At 58.8% G+C, this 15,155-nt stretch carries 19 protein-coding genes and 2 pseudogenes; 11 read left to right on the top strand and 10 right to left on the bottom strand.

Annotation, left to right across the window (positions count from 1 at the left end; translation table 11 throughout):
• Positions 1-24: 24 nt before the first annotated feature.
• A pseudogene (locus tag ACQY47_RS24715) lies at positions 25-216 on the top strand (histidinol phosphatase); the annotation flags it as partial.
• Positions 217-561: 345 nt separating this feature from the next.
• On the opposite strand, the gene ACQY47_RS24710 reads toward ACQY47_RS24715, so the two are convergent.
• The 4 genes from ACQY47_RS24710 to tspO form a co-directional block, all read right to left on the bottom strand.
• A complete protein-coding gene (locus ACQY47_RS24710) occupies positions 562-1,059 on the bottom strand; it encodes a GNAT family N-acetyltransferase (RefSeq protein ID WP_186617556.1) in 498 nt (165 codons plus the stop codon).
• A gap of 20 nt (positions 1,060-1,079) precedes the next feature.
• The gene (locus ACQY47_RS24705) at positions 1,080-1,619 is read right to left on the bottom strand and encodes a hypothetical protein (RefSeq protein ID WP_176992079.1); all 540 of its coding nucleotides are present in this window, start codon (positions 1,617-1,619) and stop codon (positions 1,080-1,082) included.
• Positions 1,620-1,684: 65 nt separating this feature from the next.
• Positions 1,685-2,629 carry an alpha/beta hydrolase gene (locus tag ACQY47_RS24700; protein ID WP_428552707.1) on the bottom strand — a complete coding sequence of 315 codons (945 nt, stop codon included), beginning with the start codon at positions 2,627-2,629 and terminating at the stop codon, positions 1,685-1,687.
• Positions 2,629-3,069 carry a tryptophan-rich sensory protein TspO gene (gene tspO / locus ACQY47_RS24695; protein ID WP_428552704.1) on the bottom strand — a complete coding sequence of 147 codons (441 nt, stop codon included), beginning with the start codon at positions 3,067-3,069 and terminating at the stop codon, positions 2,629-2,631. Before tspO ends, ACQY47_RS24700 begins: the two co-directional genes overlap by 1 nt.
• Positions 3,070-3,264: 195 nt before the next feature.
• Here tspO and chrA point away from each other — a divergent pair, with 195 nt between their 5' ends.
• The gene (gene chrA, locus ACQY47_RS24690; protein WP_428552701.1) at positions 3,265-4,476 is read left to right on the top strand and encodes a chromate efflux transporter; all 1,212 of its coding nucleotides are present in this window, start codon (positions 3,265-3,267) and stop codon (positions 4,474-4,476) included.
• On the opposite strand, the gene ACQY47_RS24685 is transcribed toward chrA, so the two are convergent.
• Positions 4,457-5,038, bottom strand: coding sequence for a nucleotidyltransferase family protein (locus ACQY47_RS24685; RefSeq protein WP_428552698.1), 582 nt, complete (start codon positions 5,036-5,038; stop codon positions 4,457-4,459). The two genes, chrA and ACQY47_RS24685, sit on opposite strands and share 20 nt — an antisense overlap.
• A gap of 124 nt (positions 5,039-5,162) precedes the next feature.
• Here ACQY47_RS24685 and ACQY47_RS24680 point away from each other — a divergent pair, with 124 nt between their 5' ends.
• Positions 5,163-5,768 carry a hypothetical protein gene (locus tag ACQY47_RS24680; protein WP_428552695.1) on the top strand — a complete coding sequence of 202 codons (606 nt, stop codon included), beginning with the start codon at positions 5,163-5,165 and terminating at the stop codon, positions 5,766-5,768.
• 442 nt (positions 5,769-6,210) lie between these two features.
• Positions 6,211-6,450 (top strand): DUF6124 family protein, encoded by a 240-nt coding sequence (locus tag ACQY47_RS24675; RefSeq protein ID WP_017136895.1) that lies wholly within the window; start codon positions 6,211-6,213, stop codon positions 6,448-6,450.
• A gap of 55 nt (positions 6,451-6,505) precedes the next feature.
• On the opposite strand, the gene ACQY47_RS24670 is transcribed toward ACQY47_RS24675, so the two are convergent.
• Together ACQY47_RS24670 and ACQY47_RS24665 are read right to left on the bottom strand one after the other, a co-directional pair.
• Positions 6,506-6,787: a hypothetical protein gene (locus ACQY47_RS24670; RefSeq protein ID WP_428552692.1), complete on the bottom strand. Its 282-nt coding sequence runs from the start codon at positions 6,785-6,787 to the stop codon at positions 6,506-6,508.
• A gap of 75 nt (positions 6,788-6,862) precedes the next feature.
• Entirely contained in the window at positions 6,863-7,096 is a 234-nt protein-coding gene (locus ACQY47_RS24665) for a hypothetical protein (protein ID WP_058422485.1), read from the bottom strand.
• A gap of 364 nt (positions 7,097-7,460) precedes the next feature.
• On the opposite strand from ACQY47_RS24665, the gene ACQY47_RS24660 reads away from it, so the two are divergent.
• The 3 genes from ACQY47_RS24660 to ACQY47_RS24650 all read left to right on the top strand — a co-directional run bounded on the left by ACQY47_RS24660 (position 7,461) and on the right by ACQY47_RS24650 (position 10,992).
• A complete protein-coding gene (locus ACQY47_RS24660; RefSeq protein WP_428552689.1) occupies positions 7,461-8,282 on the top strand; it encodes a hypothetical protein in 822 nt (273 codons plus the stop codon).
• Between the two features lie 131 nt (positions 8,283-8,413).
• The gene (locus ACQY47_RS24655; RefSeq protein ID WP_428552686.1) at positions 8,414-9,982 is read left to right on the top strand and encodes a J domain-containing protein; all 1,569 of its coding nucleotides are present in this window, start codon (positions 8,414-8,416) and stop codon (positions 9,980-9,982) included.
• A complete protein-coding gene (locus tag ACQY47_RS24650) occupies positions 9,979-10,992 on the top strand; it encodes a DUF3829 domain-containing protein (RefSeq protein WP_236462836.1) in 1,014 nt (337 codons plus the stop codon). Before ACQY47_RS24655 ends, ACQY47_RS24650 begins: the two co-directional genes overlap by 4 nt.
• Before the next feature lie 3 nt (positions 10,993-10,995).
• On the opposite strand, the pseudogene ACQY47_RS24645 reads toward ACQY47_RS24650, so the two are convergent.
• A pseudogene (locus ACQY47_RS24645) lies at positions 10,996-11,282 on the bottom strand (DUF3313 family protein); the annotation flags it as partial.
• Positions 11,283-11,373: 91 nt separating this feature from the next.
• On the opposite strand from ACQY47_RS24645, the gene ACQY47_RS24640 reads away from it, so the two are divergent.
• Positions 11,374-11,775 carry a DUF6896 domain-containing protein gene (locus ACQY47_RS24640; protein WP_419789539.1) on the top strand — a complete coding sequence of 134 codons (402 nt, stop codon included), beginning with the start codon at positions 11,374-11,376 and terminating at the stop codon, positions 11,773-11,775.
• 232 nt (positions 11,776-12,007) lie between these two features.
• Here ACQY47_RS24640 and ACQY47_RS24635 read toward each other — a convergent pair whose 3' ends face one another.
• Together ACQY47_RS24635 and ACQY47_RS24630 are read right to left on the bottom strand one after the other, a co-directional pair.
• Positions 12,008-12,409: a hypothetical protein gene (locus tag ACQY47_RS24635; RefSeq protein WP_428552681.1), complete on the bottom strand. Its 402-nt coding sequence runs from the start codon at positions 12,407-12,409 to the stop codon at positions 12,008-12,010.
• Between the two features lie 295 nt (positions 12,410-12,704).
• Positions 12,705-13,445: a BPL-N domain-containing protein gene (locus tag ACQY47_RS24630; RefSeq protein ID WP_428552678.1), complete on the bottom strand. Its 741-nt coding sequence runs from the start codon at positions 13,443-13,445 to the stop codon at positions 12,705-12,707.
• Positions 13,446-13,570: 125 nt separating this feature from the next.
• On the opposite strand from ACQY47_RS24630, the gene ACQY47_RS24625 reads away from it, so the two are divergent.
• From ACQY47_RS24625 to ACQY47_RS24615, 3 genes are all read left to right on the top strand, one after another.
• The gene (locus ACQY47_RS24625; RefSeq protein WP_099548977.1) at positions 13,571-14,026 is read left to right on the top strand and encodes a VOC family protein; all 456 of its coding nucleotides are present in this window, start codon (positions 13,571-13,573) and stop codon (positions 14,024-14,026) included.
• Between the two features lie 67 nt (positions 14,027-14,093).
• Positions 14,094-14,720 carry a LysE family translocator gene (locus ACQY47_RS24620; protein WP_017136948.1) on the top strand — a complete coding sequence of 209 codons (627 nt, stop codon included), beginning with the start codon at positions 14,094-14,096 and terminating at the stop codon, positions 14,718-14,720.
• Between the two features lie 9 nt (positions 14,721-14,729).
• Entirely contained in the window at positions 14,730-15,140 is a 411-nt protein-coding gene (locus ACQY47_RS24615; RefSeq protein WP_170037918.1) for a hypothetical protein, read from the top strand.
• The last annotated feature ends 15 nt before the right edge of the window (positions 15,141-15,155 follow it).

The following is a 15,155-nucleotide window of genomic DNA, read 5'->3' as shown; positions in this document are numbered from 1 at the left end:
GAGCCCGCTGCATATGTGTCGTCTGCCACGCATGACCTGAACCAGGCGCTGACCTGTGATCGTTTGGCGATACTGGATCGCGGCTGCCTGGTGGCATTGGGCACGCCGTTGGAGGTGCTGACGCCGCAGCGGCTACAGGAAACATTCGGGGTGCAGGCGCATTACCTCACGGACCCGTTCGACGGCGCGCAAATCCTGCGGTTACGCCCCATTTAATGGACTGCACACCGCGCAAAGGTGGGAGCTGGCTTGCCTGCGATGCCGGCGGATCAGTGCCATAGCTGGGGCTGACACACCGCTATCGCAGCATAGGTATCTACACAACTTTTAGAGGCATCCCATTTCTCCTGTGGCGAGCAGGCTTGTCCTGCGTTGGGCTGCGAAGCAGCCCCAGTAAAGGCACTGCAATTTTCCTGAAAGTACTCAGCGTCTGGGTTTGGGGCCGCTTCGCAGCCCAACGCAGGGCAAGCCTGCTCGCCACAACAGCCTACGTGCGACAGACTTCTAACCGGTTGTGTAGACACCTATGGCTATCGCAGGCAAGCCAGCTCCCACCTTGATCTATAGAGCCCGCTGCATATGCGTGGTCTGCCACACCGGGTCGGCTTCGACGTCGATCACCTCAAACCCCTGCCGCCGCCAAAAATCAATTGCACCCGGCAAAAACGGATGGGTGTGCAGGTAAACCACCTCCACCCCATCCGCCTGTGCCTTCATCTCCAATGCGCGATACAACTCCCCTGCCAAACCAAAACGGCGAAACGCCGGCAGCACGAACAGGCGCACCACTTCGACGACCTTGCGGCCCTGGTAACTCAACTGCGGGAAGCGCCCGTCATACGGCAGATAGCCGACGGCAGCCACGATTTGACCTTCAACACAGGCCAGCAGAAACTGGCCGTCACCCTTTAGGTAAACGGCCTCAAATCGCGCCAAGTCATCCGGCAGGCCCGTGGCGCTGAGCTTGGGGAAAAGCTCGGCACGGGCCTGCAGAACAAAGGCCAGCACTTGCGGGAGGTCGGCGGCCGTCACCGTCCGAATGGTCGGGCTTTGTGCCATACAATCTCGATCGCTCAGTGTCACTTGGTATGCACGTAGCACAAAGCAGAGCCCTTCACGCCCGACGCATGGACGCTGACATGCCGCGTGGAAAAACCTGGCTTCTCGACGAACTGCTTCTCTTGCCAACTCGCGTAGATGCCGTACTGATAACCGATGGCGCCATTGGCGTACCACGACACGGCCATCTTATACACGCCCTTCTCATCCGGGGCCTCCCACAGCGTCTTGTCGAGGACCGGCTTCGCCTGGTTGAACGTGCGCAGGTGGAACGTGCGCGGCCCGCCGTTGGGCTCGGTCGAACTGGACAGAAACAGCGTGTCGTCCTCGGCATCGTCTTCGGCAGCCGCCAGAATCACTGCCGGCACCCACTTCTCGCCTCGGTACTCTTTTTCGATGAACACCGTGCAGCTCAACGTGCCGTCACCTGGGGTCTTCATTTTGAATTGCCGCTCGTACTGCCCGTAGGGCACATCAAACGAGAAGTTGTATTCGGCGGCTTGAACACCTGCCACCAGCAAAAATGCCGATAGCCCTACAACTGCATGGGAAATGGTCACGTGTGCGTCCTTGCGGGAATCTGGAAATCAGGGTGTCAGAGGTTACGCGGGGTGGAGGTGAATGGCTAACCACTACAAGCGAGTACCGACTGGATTCTCGCCGATATCCACCGCCGGCTGTAAGCAAGTACGCCATCCGCCATCGCCACCGGAAAATGAATAAACCCATGGGCCGACTCCGGCAACAGGTGCGCCTCAACCTGCGCGGCCATGCCCCAGCGCTCGGCCATCTGCAGCGTGTCGTCCAGCAACGGGTCAAGTTCGCCCACAAACATCAACGCCGGCGGCAAGCCGCTCAGGTCGCCAAACAACGGTGACAACGGCGGCTGCCGACGTTGCTCATCACTCAAGCCCGGCGTGAGCATGCGCAGCGCGTCGACCATGCCCGGTCCGTCCAACAACAACGTCTCGGGCCCCGCCGTGCGCACGCTCGGTGTGCCGGTCAAGTCGTATACGCCGTAGTACAGCACCGCGCCGTTTACACGTTTGAGCAGGTCCGGCCATTGCTTAAGCGCCAGCAAGGTTGCCGCCGCCAAATGCCCACCGGCAGACTCACCCACGACGAACACCGGCAAGTCGGCAAACTCATCACTGCTGAGCAGCCAGCGCGCGGCATTCAGGCAGTCCTCCATCAGCCCCTCAACCGGCGTGTCCACCGCCAGCCGGTAATCCACCGACACCACCGCCACACCACACGCCTGCACCATGCCCAGGTTGAGGTCGTCATCCATCTGTGCATTGCCGATCACCCAGCCGCCGCCGTGGATATCCAGCACCACGCCTTTGGTTTTCCCCTCGGGCCGCAGGATACGCACGGGCACACCGGCCACTCGGCGGGTTTCAGCCGCAGGCGCTTTCTTGACCTTTTGACTGACCCGCAGCAACGCCTGGATCAAACGCGGCGTGACGCGATTGCGGATTTTAAAACGCGGCAACCAGGCCAGCTTTTTATTGAACTGGCGCATCTGGACTAATTCAGCCTCGCTCGCGGGCCAGCGTTTATGAGCCATCAGCTGTTATTACGCAGAATCGAGAAATTCAACGCCGCCGCTACGCTCAGCCACGCCAGGTAAGGGAACAGGATCAAGCCGGTGATCAAGTCCAACCGCAACGCCATCACCACCAACGCCGCCACCACCAGCCACAACAGCACAATCACCACCATCCCGGCCACGATGTTATGCGCGCCGAAAAACACCGGCGTCCACAGCGTGTTCAGCGCAATCTGCGCCGCCCACAGGCCCAGGGCCAATTGGCTGCCGGGAATCATCGTCAGGCGATAACCCGCCCAGGCGAGCAGCAGGTAGATGACGGTCCAGGCCACCGGAAACAGCCAATTGGGTGGAGTGAAGCCGGGCTTGACCAGGGTTTCGTACCACTGGCCGGGCTTGAAAATGATGCCGGTACTGGCGGCGGCGCCGCAGGCGATGAGGAAAATAAGGAAGATCATGGGCTGTCCTGGGCTGAAATCAGCGGTGATGGGTGGGAGGCCTTGTTCCCTGCCATTTCAATGACTCAAACACACGGGCATAAATTCCATCCAGCGCGGCAATTTGCACAAACCAGCGCCTCTTCTTCGCGTCATCAAAATCGACTAGGGTGCCTCTACGCCTTAATCCGTTTGCCGTCATTGGGATGCTGCGCCTTGAACCTCTCCACTGTTGACCACCGCGCCAGCCCCTGGTCGGTATTCCTGATTTTCCTGCGCCTTGGGCTCACGTCATTCGGTGGTCCGGTGGCGCATCTGGGTTACTTTCGCGACGAGTTCGTCACCCGGCGGCGCTGGCTGAGTGAGCGCACTTATGCGGACCTTGTAGCACTGTGCCAATTCCTCCCCGGCCCGGCCAGCAGCCAGGTGGGCATTGCGCTGGGTCTGTCACGGGCGGGCTACGGCGGCGCGCTGGCGGCGTGGCTGGGGTTTACCCTGCCGTCGGCCGTGGTGCTGATCCTGTTTGCAATGGGTATTGCCCAACACAGCGCGGCCATCCCGTCCGGCGTGCTGCACGGCCTTAAAGTCGTGGCGGTCGCCGTCGTCGCGCAAGCCGTGTGGGGCATGGCGCGCAACCTGTGCACCGACGCAACGCGCATCACTGTGATGCTGATCGCCGCCTGCATAGCCCTGCTGCAAACCTCGGCCTGGGGCCAGGTGGGTGTTATAGCCGCAGCGGCACTGGCCGGCCTGCTCTGGCTCAATACCCCGCCGCCGACCACCCACGACGCGCAGCCCATCACCCTCAGCCGTCGAACCGGGGCAATGTGGCTGGCGTTGTTCCTGGTATTACTGGCGGGCCTGCCGCTGCTGGCGCAGTTCACAACCCGCCAAGACGTGGCCGTGATCGACGCGTTCTACCGCACCGGTGCACTCGTGTTCGGTGGCGGCCACGTGGTACTGCCGCTATTGCAAGCGGAGGTCGTGCCGACACTCTGGGTGAGCAACGACGTATTCCTGGCCGGCTACGGGGCGGCGCAAGCCATGCCTGGCCCCCTGTTCACCTTCGCCGCATTCCTTGGCGCGTCGATGCAACAGCCCCCCACCGGTTGGCCTGGCGGTTTGCTCTGCCTGCTGGCGATCTTTACGCCCTCGTTTTTGCTGGTGATGGGCGCAATGCCCTTCTGGGAAAGCCTGCGCCGCAGCCCGCGCACCCAAGCGGCCCTCGCGGGCTTGAATGCTGCGGTGGTTGGCCTGTTGCTGGCAGCGCTGTACCAACCGGTGTGGACCAGCGCCATCTTCAGCGCCCGGGACTTCGGTCTGGCCCTGATTGCCCTGGTGGCGTTGATGGTGTGGAAATTACCCCCGTGGCTGGTGGTGCTGGGCAGCGCCGGGGTCGGATGGCTGCTCAGCCTCGGCCCGGCATAACCTCAGGCGCCACGATCGTGAGCCAAGGCCAGCGCGCCTGATAACTGCGGGCCTTGGCGGCGAACAACTCAGGCTCGCGGTGCAGCGGGTTAATGCGCAACACGCCCTGCTCCACATCCGCTAACCCATAGGGCGCATACACCTCGCCGGTGTCGATCTCCAGCCCGATGCAGGTGCCGGCCACCAGGTAACGGTCCACGCCCTGTTTAGCCGAGTGCAGCTGTGGGTAAGGCCGACCAAAGCGCTCGCGGTACCAAAGGTGCACCCGCGCCTGGTTCTTGACCTCGACATTGACGCCCAAATCCCCAAATAACCGTTCGGCGGTGCGGATCACTTTGTCCTCAGCTTCGTAGGACAGATCCGTGTCGAAGTAAAAGACGTCGTAGTCCTTTACGCCCTGAGCCGCAGGCAAGTTTGACTGATGGTTCCAGACGGCCTGGAACAGGCAGCCCGCCGTGAGCATGCACTGCTCTACGCCGAGGTCGGGCAGGCGTGCGGTGATTTCGGCGTTGATGGGGTTGGCCATGGCCAGCTCGAGCAGGGTGTTGACGGTCAATGTCATGTTTAATCCTTGTGTGTTCAGGGTGGCTCAAGTCACCGAACCTACACGACGGCGGGGAGGGTTTCGTGACAGCAATGTTTCTATACACTTTGCCCGCCCGCCACCAATCGTCAAGGATAAAACGATGCGAATCAGAGAAATGGCCCTCATCACCGCCAGCGCCCTGCTGCTCACCGCCTGCAGCGACAGCCCGTCGGACACCGACATTCAAGCCGCGCTGCAACCCCGGCTGGAAGGCGCGTCCTGCGTGAAGGCGGCGATGTTCAACCGCTTCCCGGTGACCTTGGGTGAGGGCGTCATGAGCGGCACCTCCAGCGCCAACCAGCCGGCCTTCGACGCCCTGACCGACGCCGGCCTGCTGGCCAAAAGCGCCAACACCTACAGCCTCACCGACAACGGCCGCGCCGCCTATGTGCAGCAAGAGTCCGGGTTCTGCTACGCCCAGGGCTATGAAATCGCCAAGATCCAGAACATCGCCGCCAATCCCAACCCGATGGGCGCCGCCGTGGATAAATCCTGGGTGGTGACCGTGGACATTCGCCAGAAAACCATCGCCGACTGGGCCAACACCCCGGCGATTGAAAAACTGGCCCGCAACCCGGAAAACCTCTCCGAAGTGCCCAAGACCTACACCGTGGTGGTGGGCCGCTTGAAGGGTGAGCAAACGCTGAAGTTGATCGACCCACGGTTTTCGATCATGCGTGGGGTTGGGGTGAACCAGGCCTACTGACCAGCACAGCTCACCTGTGGCGAGGGAGCTTGCTCCCGCTGGGCTGCGCAGCGGCCCCAAAAATAGTGAGAGCGCCTCGCACTGGAGTAGCAGCCCGGTCCAGCGGGAGCAAGTTCCCTCGCCACAGAGAATGTAATGCCCTGCACCACCTTGCTCCATTGCCTACGCGTGCGTCAGAATCCGCCGGCTTGTGTGCTGAGGTGGCCGTCTCTAAGGTGGCTCGGTCGCTGAATGTTCAGTGATCGGGTTTAGTAGCCTGAGTTGGGTATGGAAAAGTGCATGAGCTTCATCAATCAGACATTGCGTCTGTGCTTGATGGTGGCTGTGCGTAGGGCGTCCTCGGGCGCGCCGGCTTTGATATCCACCGGTCTACTAACCTGCGCACAGCTGCCACCTTTTCGTTTAGTAGCGAAAAGATGGCGGCCAAAACCAGGATATCGTTATGACTCAAGCAAAAACTGACTCAACCACCCTCTTCACCGTCGTCCCCGACGCCAACACCGAAACCCTAATCACCAACAGCTACGAAACCTTCACCAGCGTCAGCACATTACTGCTCGACCTGTCCGAAGACCTGTGCGGCAAACACCGCGACGTCGCTCTGGCCATCCACCAACTGAGCGAACTGGGCGTGCTGCTCACGGCCAAATTGCTCGACCGTGAAGCACCTTGCCCTGGCTGATGAACAGCCCAAGGCAGCGCCGCAAAGGGCGCTGCCTTCAATTAACGTCAGGGTATTAATCCACGTACTGAATAGTGAAATCCGGGTAGTGATCAACAATCTGAATCTTGTAGTCGGGGTAGTGATCCACCGTTTTCCACTTGCCGGCTGAATCAGGGTAGTGATCCACCCTCTTCACCTTGAGGTCCGGGTAGTGATCGACCACCTGCACCTTGTAGTCCGGGTAGTGATCGACGTACTGAATGTTGCCGTAAATCTTCGAGACATCAACGCTCGTGCCCGCTTGAGCGCCGAAGGCACAGGTCAGCAGCAGTGACGCAACAGCAACTTTAAACATGACAGCCTCATCCTGAGCAATAAAAGGCGCCCAGTCTAATGCCCTGCGCGCGCAGCGTCCTGTAGTGCCGGGTTCTTAACCCTTCAACTCACCCGCGCGGTTACTCGCCGCATCGTCGTAAGCCACATACAAGGATTCGGCGATCTGGCTTTTGATGGCTTTGGCGGATTCCAGCCCCAAGACAAAACCTTCGGCTTTGCCGCCAGCGCGGTTGAGTTCTTCGTGGGTGGAGGCGCCGGTGATGGCGTCAAGGAGCTTGGTGGCGTGAGGACCGACGCCTTTTGGGAGGGAGATTTGGTCGATGGACATGGCGATACCTAGAAGTATGGGGATCGGTAGCGCGTGGACCACTGCCGAGGACGCTATGGTAGACCTGTCGGATAGGAAACGGGGCGGTTTTCAACAGAATCGAGCACTGGTAAATCCTTCAAGAGCGATATACCTTAGGCTCATACCAAAATGACATCATGCAATTTTAGAGCTAACGGATGAGCTTAAAAATCGTAAATCCTTTCAAGCCAAAAGAAACGGACAACTGTCTGGCTGTCTTTCCCCGTGTCCGGCAAAGAGTAAGCGTCGAATTTCGCACACTCAATTGCTCGACCACTCCTTCAGTAAAAAATCCACCTTCACCCGATCTGCGAACGACGGACGCAAAACAAAAGGACTTATCTTGACTAAGAAAATACAGGGTGCTCTTGGGAAAAACGCCAAGGACAGCAATCCAGATTTTGAGTTTTCAAAAAACACCTATTCTGATATCGGTCAGGTCGTTATGGACTCCATGACCAAATACTTTGCTACCTACTTGGAGCACGATGACGGTTCATCGCTGACTGAATCTATTTTTTCACCAAATCTTAAGGCGTCAGCCGCATTTTCAGCCAAGTCCGCCCGGATGGCGTACTTATTAGGTAAGGCATCATTGCTCGATGCCACACTAATCAAAGGTGTAATCAGAACTCAGATGCTAGAATACGGAGCAGTCTGTGAAGCCATATTATTAGATATCGTTCAAGCAGTAGGAATCAATAATAAGCCACCTAACAGCCGCCCCCTTAAAGACAAAACACCCAAAGACGCAAAAATAATAGATTGGGCGGGCGACGGCTTATTTACTGTTATTCCTTCAAAGCCATCAGTCATGCAGTATAAATTTGACTTTATATGGCTGATTGACGTGGCCTACGAGTTACGCGTATTTGACAAAAACTTGAGAGACAGGCTTCACAACCTGAGGAAAAGTAGAAACTTGGTTCACCCAGTGCTACCTACTTTTGACCGATACAGCGGAAACCTAGCCAGTGGGTATGCGTCCAGAGAGACGGTGGTCGCACTCAGGGATGCTTGCCTTAAGTTCAAGCGCTATCACGGTCTCCCCACACATAAAAAAATAACGCTTACTAGCGGAAAACCGCAGGAACAGGTCTCACTTATAAAGCGAGACCTGCCAACTTGCAGGAAAAAGGGGACAGATTTATTTACCTGCATATAGATCCGTCCCGTTTTTTGATTGGCCAATAGCCAGCACTGAAACGAGGACAGATTCGCGCCAAACAGGTAAGGTTCGCCCATTGCACCGCCCGCCAGGAGGGCGGTGCCGTTGTTCATGGAGTTGCGCCGCACATGAGTTGCTGGAACATCCTCGGCCTGCCTTCCGATGCCGACACCCGCGCGATCAAACGTCAATACGCCGCCCTGCTGAAGAAAACCCGCCCGGATGATGACCCCGAGAGCTTTCAACGCCTGCGGGAAGCCTATGAAGAGGCGTTGAACTGGATCGAAGGGCAACGGGAAGATGATCAGCCTACGGTCGTGGAGCCGGTGCCCACTGCCGTCACTGTCGGGACGCTGCAACAGCAGTATCAGCAAGCCCTGGCAACCGGCACCGGGCTGATGTTTGAAGTCACGCTGCTGCAACGCATTGTCGACACCCACGACGTCAGCCTCGACGACCGCCAATGGGCCTTTGAAACCTTCCATTGGCTGACCGCCTGGCAACGCCTGGAGCTGCCCGGCGTGCTGATTGAAGCCCTGGAGATGCATAGCAAGGCGGCCCTGCAAAAATCCCTGCGCCTGCCCCTGGAACAGCAGGATGAGGCCGGCTTCCTGGCCGCCTATGAGGCGCGCTTGCGTGAGCCCTGGATTGACAAGACGCCCCACGCACAGTGGTTTAACACGTGGCTGGCCAAGCTGCTGCTGGACACCCGCTATTGGTCCCCGAGCGTGTTTGAAGCCGTGTGCGCCGGCCAGGGCTGGCACGGTGGCAGCGACCATACCTGCCCGCCCGACGATTGGCTGCAGTTGCTGCGGCGCCAGCAAAGCCCGCAGTTTATCGCCCGGCAACGCGAGCTGGCGGCGGAGCCTCCCGGCACCCCGCAGCAACGCGCCGCCCGCCTGCTGCTGGCACCCATGACCCTGGGACAACGCCGCGCCTTTGCCCAACGCCTGGACGCAGACGACTGGGCCGCCTGCCAACGGCTCAGCGCCGACATCTATGCCGACCACCCCACGGTGGCGGCCTCGATGCCAGGCGGCACGCCCTACTTCTGGCAAGGCTGGGAACGTGCGTTCGACAGTTGGCCGCTGGTGCTGGCAACCGTCGTGGGCTGCATGGTGGGCGCCCTGATACACGCCGATTCCCTGGCCGGCAACCTGATGAGAACCGTTGGCGTCGGCCTGTTGTGGTCGATCCCCATCGTGATGGGCGGCTTCGTGGGGTGGCATGTATGGCGCCCGCTGGCCCACCAGTATCGCGTGCTGGATGATCGCCTGGGCGCCCTGCTTCCCCGGTGGTTGAGCCCGACACGTCTGCCCCTGTTACCGTTGCGCGACCTGCTGCCAGGCGCGGTGATGATGGTGGCGGCCGGTTATAAAATCGGCCCGGCGGCCAGCGTGACGCTGCTGCTCGTGCTGGCTGCCATTGGCCTGTTCAAGCGGCACACCCTGAAAACCCACATCCCGTGGAAGGCCGACAACGCCCAATGGTCAACCCGCGCGATCGCCCTGGGCATTGCCATCTGCGTGGTGCTGTACAGCGCATTGAAGGCATTCGACAGCCAACACCAGGTCAATCCCAACCAGGGCTTGCAGCAATGGACCGAACGCCTGTGCAGCCGACTGCCGGCCACCGCCCGGGAGTGCCACGCCCCCGCCACCGAGGCGCAATGGTACGGCCAGGAGGCCAAACGATGAATCCGAAATGGTTGGTGCCCATCGCCCTGACCCTGGGCCTGGGCTTGCTCGGCCTGGCAGGGGCCAGCAAGCAGGTGGCGCAAGTGCAACTCTGGCTGGACAAGCGCGACGGCCCCGAAACCGCCAAGGCCAGCGCCCTGGCGCCGATCATCGACTGCATGAACCGCGTCGACCGGGACTGGCGCCTGTTCTATTACGGCTACACCCATCAGGAATGGTACAGGCCTTCGATTTTCGACGAGCAGACCTACGAATCCCTCGTGCAGATGGACCGGATCCTCAAGGAGTTCGGCGACCACGACGAAGCCCTGGGCCGCGACCTGCAAAACGATATCTGTGCCCGGCGCATCACCGGCAAGCTGGAGCGCCTGGAGCCCAATAGCCCATTGATCAATGCTGCCGGACGCTACGTGCTGGCCTTGCAGGACGTCACGCCGCTGACCAATTCGTTCGACTTCTACCAGCGGCTGGGCATGGCACGGTTTCAACCGCCCCAAGGGCAAGTCGCCCAGGCCATGGCCATCAAGGGCGATGCCTATATGGCCGCCTCCACCGAGCTGCGCAAGCGCCTGGAGCGCGAGGACGTGCGCCTGCGCCCTGGGCAACTGGCGCTGCTGCAGGCGCGCTTTGGCCAGGACACCCACTGGCACCTGCTCAACTACATGATTGCCGCACGAACAGCGGTGGACGAACTGGAGCAAGGGGTTTACCTCGCCACACTGACTCCGCAAACCCTCGCGCCATTGATTGACGCGGTGCAACGGGCGAGCGCCCACGGCAAGGCGTATGTGCGCCTGCACCCCGGCACACCGCGGGACGAGTTTGCCAACTACCTCTGGTACACCATAACTCCGTCGGCGGACGCGTACCTGCAAGCGTTGCAAACCCTTCAGCAGCACTGGCAGGAACATGCGACGCCGCAGCAGCTGAGTGACGACTATGCCCTCGTCACCCACTGCTACGACGTCTTGCTCAGCTTCTACAACAAACCGGCCCGTAATACGTTTTGAGGCTTAGCTCTTTTTAAGCTTCAGGTACGACTGATGCAGGTCCGAAGCCCAGCCGTCGATGACGCTCTTCACATCATCGGCCTTCATCACCTGGGAGTCGTTCGACAACGGCTTGCCGGTGCCTTTGCGCACGACCTGGGCGACTACTTTGCCGCTGTCGCCATCGAGGAACTGGCTTCGGTACCCAGGGTAGTTTCCTGGTCACGAATCCCAGTGCCAGTGCTGACCGCTGCAGCCATCAACGCCACGGGAATGTACTCATACGGCTTGAGGCTTTCGGTCTTGCTGCTGCCCATCAATTGCGTCGACTGCTACTCTCTGCGGTCAATGGACTCAGTGCTGCTTATAACGTGAGACCGTAGGAATAACCAACTCGCCATTTTGATCAGCGACTACCAAGCAAGTGTTGGCGCCGCTGTGGACATGATGCATCGGTCTGGTATCCCGCGGCCCTTGACCAATACGGATTGGGTGGGAGCTGACATTCCTCAGCACGGAGAGCTAGAAGGCGGAGTTCGTTACTTCAAGCACGGCTATGGCTGCACGGTTAGCCTCCCCACAGGTAAAGTAGACTTTGACTTTGGGGCTTATGGTGAGATCGGTGGCTTCGACGCTTGGCGACTTGCTAGTTTCGCAGGCGACAAGTTGCCGGAATACGGTTTTGCTGATGAGGATGCACTCACAGAGTGCTTCAAAGCAGAAGCTGCTGCCGGTTCTCTAGTGTATTCAGGGTACATTCTGTACTACGTAGCAGACGACACCTCACAATTTCTGTCGAAATAGTCCGTTCTATCCGAGCATTAAGTTCTCAGTACAGGGCGCCTGCCTGGACCTGCCAATTTCGGTCACCTACCACCGCCAAGTTAGGCCGATTAATGCCCGTTCCGACAGGCAGAAATCGAGCCAAAGCAGACAGTGGTCACCTGCCGATCTTGCCCAGAAAAGACTATTCGATTCGTATACGAAAATGGGAGCGACTCATAGAGTTGTCGTGGTTAAATATTTATTCAGTGAATTATTCTTGGTAAGTGGTGTTATTTTTAATTATTGCAGTGGATTGGATTTCGATAGTGCTGCACTTAATTAGATTTTTGGATAGGAAGTCTACAATCTGCGCTTTCTCTTTTAAAGACAAGGCACCAGTGGCTTGGCGTTGGATTTCTTTGTTCAAGTTCTCTGCTAGTGTTTCATACGAAGAACTGAGTTGGTGTGATAGGGCGTAATGTGTGCTGAATTTAGATTCGTACTCTTTCTTGGCTTCTGGCTTGATCAATACTTGTGCGGCCGCATAAAACGCAGCGCAGCTTGTATTAGCCATTGCAAGAGGTTCAAGATTCACGCCTTTTTGATCCGCTGACACGTTGTGAGTAATTGCTGAAAGTGAAACTAAAATCATCTTCAGATTCTTGCGTTCCATGTCTTTAGATCCGGTATAACTACAAATAGGCCCTAAATGGGGCAAAAAACGCTTTCGTGGACTTGGTGGATAACATTCCTTGTTTCCTGCCTAGGCTGGGTTTTGCAGCGGTCCGATGACCACGTAAGGGAGTTATACACCATGGTTGGAAAGCCACGGTTACTCTCGCAGATGCATGAGCAGATCAGCTTAAACACTACTCGATTCGCTTTGCGCGAGTCTACTGCGACTGTCCGCTCCTGACCGAAAGATGACCTTCCCACAATTATCTACCGAACAAACGCAGAAACATACATCATTCCCCAACCCGCCCCACCAACACCCCAAACAACTCCCCCCGCGGCATCTCACTCAGCGCAATCCCCGCATTCTCAAACCACTCCTTCCCCGCCTCCGGATGCGGCCCGCTCAGCACCACCACGCCCTTCTCATACCGATACCGCGCCGCCGCCACATCTCCATTGCGATAAGTCGCAATCACCGTATACGGCGCGTGCCCCTTAACCTTGGGAAAGTACGGGCCATCCTGATAGAACACACTGTCCGGCTTGCCATCCCACACCACCCGCACCGCCGCGTCTTCAATCTCGCGTACTTCAAACCCCGGTCGCCCGGCTTCGGAGTCGAGGTCCTGGGGTATCAACCCGAAGTTGCTGTTGTCGGCAAGATAAGCGCCCATGCACAACCCCAGGTAGCGCCCGCCCTTGGCCACGTACTCTCGAATGGCGTCCGCGCGTGCATCACCGAAGCTGTCGAGCGCAGCGGGAATATCCTGCCCGCCGCCCGGCTGAACATAGAGGTCGTAGCGCGCGAGGTTTTGCGGGGTGATGTCGATGGCTTCATCCGCGCCCACGAAGTCGATCAGGTAGTTGGGGCTGAGCCGCAGCAAGGCGTTTTTGACGTTCTCGGAACAGTCATCACAGCCCGCCGGGCCTCGGTAGATGGCGACGTGGGTGATGGGCGTTGCGGCCTGTGCCCAGGGTGATTGCACGGTGGCGAGTACAAAAAATGCGGCAGCGATGGCGGGCAGTTTCATGGTTGAGGGCTCGGCGAACAGGGGTTAGGACTGTTCGAAGCCTATATCGAACGCGACTTTCAATTCGTTAACAGTTGTAAATCGGCTACTGTCGCCTGAATCCACACCCGCCAAGAGGGCCTGTAATGGAGCTGAAGTTCAGCCACGTCGACGTACTGGTCGAGAACCTTGAAGAAACCTGCGCTTATTACGCCAAGATCCTCAAGGCCAAAATCTCCAACACCCAGGTGTGGGAACGCGGCGGGCTGCATGTGCGATATGCGGTGGCGTTGATGGGCCTGGAGCGTTTTATGCTGGTGCAGCCGGTGGCGGGCAACTTGCGCGAGCTGTTGGACGCGCACGGTGAGGGCATGATTTATCGGCATTGCTACACCACGCCGGATATTGAGGTGGCCTATGCCGAGTTGATGGCCGAGGGTGTGCAGCCGCAGGATGAAAACGGCCGGCCCTTGAGCCTGGCGGATCTACAATCGCCGTCCGGCACACGGATCATTTGGTTGCCTAAGCGCTTCGGGCATTTCTCTATCGAGATTCTGGAGGAGAAAGGCTTGGAGGCGTTTATGGTCGCCGCGTTTGCTTGATCGGCGTTGCATTGGCTGCCTACATGAGGATTACTGTAGGCCGCGCCCATCTGCGAGATAACCCGCCATGTTTGAATTCACTGCCCTCGTCACCTACATCGCCGTGGTGCTCGGCCTTTTCCTGATCCCCGGCCCTTCCGTGCTGTTGGTGCTCACGCGCACGATTCAAGGCGGGCGCAAGGTTGGTGTTGCGACCGGGCTGGGTGTGGCGTGCGGCGACTTGATTCATACACTGTGCGCAGCACTGGGGCTGTCGGCGATTTTGATGACTTCGGCGGCGGCGTTTAATGCGGTGAAGTGGGCCGGCGCGGCGTATTTGATCTACCTGGGCGTGCGGGCGTTCATGGCCAAAACCGGCACGCATGCGCGATTGGAGCTACCGGCGGTGACGCCGCGCCAGGCGTTTTTCCAGGCGATTGGGGCTGAGGTGTTGAACCCGAAAACGGCGATCTTCTTCCTGGCGTTCCTGCCGCAATTTGTACACCCGGAATCGGGTTCGTCGTTGGTGCAGTTTGCCGTGCTGGGCTTGATTTTTTCGGGGCTCAGCGCGGTTTATACGAGTTTGCTGGCCCTCTCGATTCGCCCGTTAAGTCGCGGGCTCAAGGGGCTATCCAAGTTGCGTCGGTGGGAAGGCAAGATCATCGGCACGCTGTTTATGGGGCTGGGGCTGAAAGTAGCGTTTCAGCAGCGATAGGCAGGCGCGATGAAATTCCATGGTTTTGCACTCGGGCATATAGAGGTTGAGGTCGAAGGACGCGCCTGTGACCTGCACAATTTCTATGTCGCCAGCGACATCCATTACGCGCTGTCTGAGCGCACGCTGTCGCTCAGGTTTACACGGCGGACCGAGGACTGGGTGCCGCCCGAAGAGCCTCGGGAGATCACCGTCACGTTCCATGGCGTGAGTTTTTTTTCGGCCGAAGGGCGCCATGACAGCCCGATTGAAGACGACACGGTGCTTCACGCCATCGGCATTGTGGCGGCCGATGCCGAGACAGAAACGTTCTACCTCTGCGATACCTTCCCCGCCGACCATCACGTGGTGGTGTGCTTCGCATCGGGTCTGACCTTGCGGCTGCACGCTGTTGAGGCGCGGTGTGACATTCAGGTCTAAGGAGTTTCAGTTCAG

The organism is Pseudomonas edaphica (assembly GCF_965277385.1).
GTDB lineage: Bacteria > Pseudomonadota > Gammaproteobacteria > Pseudomonadales > Pseudomonadaceae > Aquipseudomonas > Aquipseudomonas edaphica.
The sequence above is the reverse complement of the archived record's forward strand: the minus strand, read 5'-3'. Positions and strand labels throughout refer to the sequence as shown.

Excerpts from the sequence above, each read along its gene's own strand:
- ACQY47_RS24700 (WP_428552707.1), bottom strand. The coding sequence starts at position 2,629 with ATGGCTCATAAACGCTGGCCCGCGAGCGAGGCTGAATTAGTCCAGATG.
- ACQY47_RS24685 (WP_428552698.1), bottom strand. The coding sequence starts at position 5,038 with ATGACATTGACCGTCAACACCCTGCTCGAGCTGGCCATGGCCAACCCC.
- ACQY47_RS24665 (WP_058422485.1), bottom strand. The coding sequence starts at position 7,096 with ATGTCCATCGACCAAATCTCCCTCCCAAAAGGCGTCGGTCCTCACGCC.
- ACQY47_RS24630 (WP_428552678.1), bottom strand. The coding sequence starts at position 13,445 with ATGAAACTGCCCGCCATCGCTGCCGCATTTTTTGTACTCGCCACCGTG.
- ACQY47_RS24625 (WP_099548977.1), top strand. The coding sequence starts at position 13,571 with ATGGAGCTGAAGTTCAGCCACGTCGACGTACTGGTCGAGAACCTTGAA.
- ACQY47_RS24655 (WP_428552686.1), top strand. The coding sequence starts at position 8,414 with ATGAGTTGCTGGAACATCCTCGGCCTGCCTTCCGATGCCGACACCCGC.
- ACQY47_RS24710 (WP_186617556.1), bottom strand. The coding sequence starts at position 1,059 with ATGGCACAAAGCCCGACCATTCGGACGGTGACGGCCGCCGACCTCCCG.
- ACQY47_RS24675 (WP_017136895.1), top strand. The coding sequence starts at position 6,211 with ATGACTCAAGCAAAAACTGACTCAACCACCCTCTTCACCGTCGTCCCC.
- ACQY47_RS24670 (WP_428552692.1), bottom strand. The coding sequence starts at position 6,787 with ATGTTTAAAGTTGCTGTTGCGTCACTGCTGCTGACCTGTGCCTTCGGC.
- ACQY47_RS24635 (WP_428552681.1), bottom strand. The coding sequence starts at position 12,409 with ATGGAACGCAAGAATCTGAAGATGATTTTAGTTTCACTTTCAGCAATT.
- ACQY47_RS24615 (WP_170037918.1), top strand. The coding sequence starts at position 14,730 with ATGAAATTCCATGGTTTTGCACTCGGGCATATAGAGGTTGAGGTCGAA.
- ACQY47_RS24650 (WP_236462836.1), top strand. The coding sequence starts at position 9,979 with ATGAATCCGAAATGGTTGGTGCCCATCGCCCTGACCCTGGGCCTGGGC.
- ACQY47_RS24680 (WP_428552695.1), top strand. The coding sequence starts at position 5,163 with ATGCGAATCAGAGAAATGGCCCTCATCACCGCCAGCGCCCTGCTGCTC.
- ACQY47_RS24620 (WP_017136948.1), top strand. The coding sequence starts at position 14,094 with ATGTTTGAATTCACTGCCCTCGTCACCTACATCGCCGTGGTGCTCGGC.
- tspO (WP_428552704.1), bottom strand. The coding sequence starts at position 3,069 with ATGATCTTCCTTATTTTCCTCATCGCCTGCGGCGCCGCCGCCAGTACC.